Source organism: Bradyrhizobium sp., from assembly GCF_050014615.1.
Classification (GTDB): Bacteria; Pseudomonadota; Alphaproteobacteria; order Rhizobiales; family Xanthobacteraceae; genus Bradyrhizobium.
The window spans coordinates 1-4,947 of record NZ_JBEKCZ010000292.1 but is presented as its reverse complement, the minus strand read 5'-3'; the positions used below and the strand labels follow the sequence as shown (position 1 = coordinate 4,947).

Genomic DNA, 4,947 nt, shown 5'->3' with positions numbered 1-4,947 from the left:
AAGGACGGCGTTGCGAAATACGGCATCAAGAATCCCGTCTTCAAGCCGTCGCCGATCACGCCGAATTACAAGGACTACCTGATCTTCGAAGGTATCTCGGTCGACGAGCAGGGCAAGCAGCACTACCTCGATGTGCACATTGCGTACCGGCAGGCCTGCCTGAACGCGATCGAGTATCTCAAGAAGTTCGGCTATTCCGGCGCCCAGGCCTATTCGATTTTGGGAACGGCGCCGTGCCAGGGTCACATCTCCGGCGTGGTCGACGTGCCGAACGCGTGCGCGACGCTGTGGCTGCCGACGGAGATCTTCGACTTCGACATCATGCCGTCGTCGGCCGGACCGATCAAACACATCAAGGGCGACATCCAGATGCCGCTGTCACAGGATAAATAAGCTCCCGCGCGACGGCATGCGGGGCGGCAGGTGTCTGCCGTCTCGCATCCGCCGTTGCGAAGTTTGGGGGCGTGAAGCGCGCGAGGGAATGAAATGCCGGTCTACGAGTATCTCTGCAATGATTGCGGTCCGTTCACGGATATGCGGCCGATGGCGGAATGTGACGCGCCGCAGGATTGTCCGCAATGCGAAGGTGAATCGCCGCGCGTGATCCTGACGGCGCCGAATTTCTTCTGCATGCCTTCGGACAAGCGCAAGGCCCACGCCACCAATGAGCGCAGCGCCAACGCGCCCAAGACCGTCGGCGAATACAAGGCGTCGCATGGGGCGGGTTGCGGATGTTGTTCAACCAAGCCGTCCCGCCTGGTGACGAAAACCAGGAGCGGTGGAAAGAGTTTTCCGACCGCGCGTCCATGGATGATCAGCCACTGATCTCCGCCTCCACCGCAGCGTGGCACACTCTATTGCCGCTTTTGGGCCGGCTTCCTCGGCGGGGAGGGACTATCGCCGCTGACGGCCTGCGGGTCGAACTTGCGGGTCACTTTGACGGCCGCCTCGCTGATATCGAGCAGCGAGCGGCGCCCTTCCTCCATCAACGCACCCGAACGCTTGTTGAAGCTCTCGGCCAGTTCGCGAATCGACTTCACCTTCTGAAACAATTCGCCGTCGCTTCCGTTCGCAAGACCCGGGATGACATTATCGACCTTGGCCAGGGCGCTTTCGACGCCGTCGAAGGCACCCGTGGCCTTGCGCATGACGTCATCGATCGCCTCGCCGCTGCCTGCCAAAGTCGCGGTATAGGTCTCGAACGACAGCAGCGCATCCTTCAGGACGGTCTGGTTGCTGACGAGGATCCGGTCGACATTGTGCAAGGTATCGCGGATCGACTGTGTCTCGCTCAGATCGGCGGTCAGGGTCGGAACGCCGTCCTCGTCCAGCGGCACTGGAGGGGCGGCCGCCGCGCCGCCGGTCAGCGATATCGCCGCTATGCCGGTGAGGCCCTGGAATTCCAGCCCCACAATCGTGTCCTTGCGGATCGGGGCGCTGTTATCGACCCTGACAAGGGCGACAATCTTGCGGGGGTTGTCCAGCTTGAGGGACAATATCTCCCCGATCTGAACCCCGTCGAAATTCACATTGCCGCCGTTGTGCAGGCCGCTGGCGGAGCCCTGGAAAACGATGCGCAGCGGCCCGCGTTGCTGGATGCTGTGGATTTTCCGGAACCCGAGCATGCCTATAAACGCCGCGGCGATGACCGCAAGCGTCGTGGATCCGATCATCAGGTTGCTGGCCCGTGCCTTCATTCCGGAATCCGGCTGCGACGGGCTGGCTTGAAAGGGCCAGCGCCGTTCGTCATTGCCCGATTGTACCGGCAAAGCAAAACGGGCGAAAGGCCGGCGAGCGGCGCCCCGGCGTTACTCCCGATCCCGTTACCTGACGCCGCCGGTCAGGGCTGCAAGGACGAAACGTAGGCCGCGAGCGAAATCATGTCGGCATGCGAGAGCTTTTCGACCACGGGCACCATCATGGCGCCTGCACTTCCGGCCCGTGCATGCTGCTGGAAGTCGTAGATCTGACGCACCAGATAGCTCGGCGAACGTCCGGCAATTCCGGGAATGGGTGCAAGGCCCCTGAGGTCCGGGCCATGGCAGCCCGCGCAAGGCGTGGTGATGCCAGCCCCGCCAGTCTTGGCCGCCCCAGTCTTGGCCAAGGCCTCGCCCTTGGCGATGCTGCCTTTTGGCACATACGCGATGAACTGCGAACGGCTGTCGCGATGCTCGAATTGCTGCATGTCGACCGGGACCTCGATGATACGTTCACCGATCGGTTCCGTGCCGCCATTGTTCAGGAGCATGTAGAACACACGGGCAATCTGCGTCGTCGGGACCGTGTCGGTTTCGACAACCTTGATCACGGATTTGGGCTTGAGCGACGAGAAATAGGCTGCGGCGGCCTTTATCTCGGCATCGCTGGCGGCTTTGGCAATCGCGGTCATCAGCAGGACCGGACTTCGCTGCGGGCCCGCGAATTTTCGCGCGCCACTTTTGTAGTCGGCCATCTGTTGGGCGATATAGGCGGCGGGAAGTCCGGCCAGACTGGCGTTCTCCGGACCGCCAGTGCCCTCCGCACGATGACATGAGCCGCAGGCCCGCACGTCAGGCGGTCTGCCGTGCGCGACGACATCCGGCATGGCGGGATGATCGCCGGGATGCCAATCAGGCGCGAAGAAAAGATCGCGTTCCTGCGTGATGGTGAAGGCGGCCGTGCTGTCGGGAACGTGCCGTGGAACGCCGTCATCGGGTGCAGACTTGAAATCCGGCGCCCATGGATAAGCCCATGCCGGAAACGAACCCGGCGACGCCGACGACGGGGCATCCGCGTTTGGAGCTTGCGCCATCGCGGCCCCGCAGACCATTACGCTAACGATCGCCAGCATGCCCCAAGCAAATCTCATCGGTTGCCCCTTGTGGCTTGAATCAATCATCAATGGCCCGCGGCGCTTTCGGCCTCGGCGTTGTTGAGGACAATCAGAGCATCGACGGCAACGCCGGTCCTGGCATTGATCAGAAACGGATTGACGTCGATCGAGGCGATGCGGCTGCCGGCGTCGGCCATCAAATTGGACAGGCCGACCAGCGCCTTCACCGCCGAGGTTTCGTGCAGCGCGGGCTTGCCGCGATAACCCCTGAGCTTCACGCCGGCCTTGGTCCGGCCGATCAGCTCTTTTGCCTCCGCCGCATCGAGCGGAGCGCCGGCCAGCGCGACATCCTTCATCAGTTCGATATCGACGCCGCCGGTTCCGAACAGCACAACCGGCCCCATCTCGGCATCGAGCGCGGCGCCGATGACAAGTTCGAGCTCGGCCTTGACCTGCTGTGCGATCAGGATGCCCTCGAGCTTCGGCTTGTGCTTCAGCTTCTTCACCCGCGCGGTAATGTCGTTGAAGGCTTTCCTGACCTCGGCCGCGGTGTTGATGTTCAGCACCACGCCCCCGATATCGGATTTGTGCAGAATCTCCGCGCTGACAACCTTGGCGACAACAGGAAAGCCGATTTTTTTGGCGATCTTCACGGCATCGGTCACCGTCTGCGCGATCTCTTCCTTCGACACCGGGATGCCATAGGCCCTGAGCAATTTCTTTGACGCGACCTCGTCGAGTGCCGGACCCCTGGCATGCTTGAGCGTCTTCGCGAGGGTCGCGCGTGCCGACGCCGAGGAACTCGAGACGATGTCAGGCACTTCCTTGCGCAGCGAGGCATATTCAATCAGGGCCTTGATCGCGCCCACCGCCCGATCCAGGCCTTGCATCACGGCGATATGCGGCAGCGATTTCCGCAAGCCCTTGGTGAATTCCGTAAAGCCGATCGACATCGTCGAGATGTAGAGGACGGGCTTGCTGGCCTTGCCGGCCATTTCATTGACGATACGCAAATTCCGTTCGCGCAGTTCATGCGGCGCCTTCGGCAATTCGGAGTCGATGATGACAATGTCGGTATCGGGATCGTCGATCATGATCTTGATCGACTGCATGTAGACCGAGGGATCGACCACGGCGGCGAATCCCGCGTCGAGCGGGTTTCCGACGATGCTGCCCGGACCCAGCATTTTTGCGAGTTTGTCGTTTGCATTCTGGCTCAACCTGGCAAAATTCAGGCCCGCCGCTGAAAACGCGTCGATCAAAAGCCCGCGCTTGCCGCCCGACAGCGTGACCGCGGCGAGGCGATTACCCTTCGGCGGATCGGCATGGACAAAGCATTCGGTGGTTTCGATCAACTCATCCAGGCCTCGCGCGCGGATCACGCCCTCCCGGGTCGAAATGGCGTCGAAGGTTTCGATCGAGCCGGCCAGCGCGCCGGTATGCGCCATGGCAGCGGCGCGTCCGCCTTCGGATGCACCGAGCTTGAGCGCGATCACCGGTTTGCCGGCCGCGCGGGCGGCCTTGCAGGCTGAACGGAATACCTTGGTGTTGCGCACGCCCTCGAGATAGACCACGATCACGCGGATCGAGGGATCGGCCGCGAAATAGGTTATCAGATCGGGTGTCTCGAGTCCGGCCTCATTTCCGGTCGTGACCATGTAGCCGACGCCGACGCCGCGATCTTCCAGCGCCTGGCGGATCGCCATCACGATGGCCCCGGATTGACCGGCGATCGCGACCGGGCCGGCCTCCATCGTGACCACGCGGTCGTCGATGTTTGTGAACAGTTTTTCGCCGGCACTCAGATTGCCGAGACAATTCGGGCCGGTGACGGCGAGGCCGGTTTCCCGGATCGCCTGCTGCAGCTCGGCGGCGAGCCTCTGGCTTTCATCGTCCTGCAATTCGCTGAAGCCGGAAGTTACGATCGTGGCCGAGCGGGCGCCGGCCGCCGCGGCGTCCCGGATCACCTGCACCGCGAAACGCGCCGGCACCAGCACCAGCACGTGATCGGGTTTGTCCGGCAGGCTGGCAAAATCCTTGTAGCAGGGAACGCCCCAGATGGTTTCGCGTTTGCCGTTGACCGGATAGAGCCCGCCCTCGAATTGATATTTGATCAGATTGTTCCAGATCCGCTC

Annotated in this window: 5 protein-coding genes; 2 read left to right on the top strand and 3 right to left on the bottom strand. The window is 62.3% G+C overall.

Translation table 11 applies throughout. The features are described from left to right. Both ABR948_RS28220 and ABR948_RS28215 read left to right on the top strand, forming a co-directional pair. Positions 1 to 393, top strand: a 393-nt coding sequence (locus ABR948_RS28220; RefSeq protein ID WP_428124381.1) for an acetamidase/formamidase family protein, incomplete at its 5' end; no start/stop codon positions are given. Between the two features lie 93 nt (positions 394 to 486). Continuing rightward, on the top strand, positions 487 to 825 hold the full coding sequence (locus ABR948_RS28215) for an FmdB family zinc ribbon protein (RefSeq protein WP_428124379.1): 339 nt from the start codon (positions 487 to 489) through the stop codon (positions 823 to 825). Positions 826 to 854: 29 nt separating this feature from the next. On the opposite strand, the gene ABR948_RS28210 is transcribed toward ABR948_RS28215, so the two are convergent. From ABR948_RS28210 to ABR948_RS28200, 3 genes are all read right to left on the bottom strand, one after another. Further along, positions 855 to 1,697 (bottom strand): MlaD family protein, encoded by an 843-nt coding sequence (locus ABR948_RS28210; RefSeq protein ID WP_428124377.1) that lies wholly within the window; start codon positions 1,695 to 1,697, stop codon positions 855 to 857. A gap of 143 nt (positions 1,698 to 1,840) precedes the next feature. Next, positions 1,841 to 2,848, bottom strand: a complete 1,008-nt coding sequence (locus ABR948_RS28205; protein WP_428124375.1) for a c-type cytochrome — start codon at positions 2,846 to 2,848, stop codon at positions 1,841 to 1,843. A gap of 29 nt (positions 2,849 to 2,877) precedes the next feature. Beyond that, the coding region (locus ABR948_RS28200; protein WP_428124373.1) for an acetate--CoA ligase family protein at positions 2,878 to 4,947 on the bottom strand (2,070 nt) is incomplete at its 5' end.

Excerpts from the sequence above, each read along its gene's own strand:
- ABR948_RS28215 (WP_428124379.1), top strand. The coding sequence starts at position 487 with ATGCCGGTCTACGAGTATCTCTGCAATGATTGCGGTCCGTTCACGGAT.
- ABR948_RS28210 (WP_428124377.1), bottom strand. The coding sequence starts at position 1,697 with ATGAAGGCACGGGCCAGCAACCTGATGATCGGATCCACGACGCTTGCG.
- ABR948_RS28205 (WP_428124375.1), bottom strand. The coding sequence starts at position 2,848 with ATGAGATTTGCTTGGGGCATGCTGGCGATCGTTAGCGTAATGGTCTGC.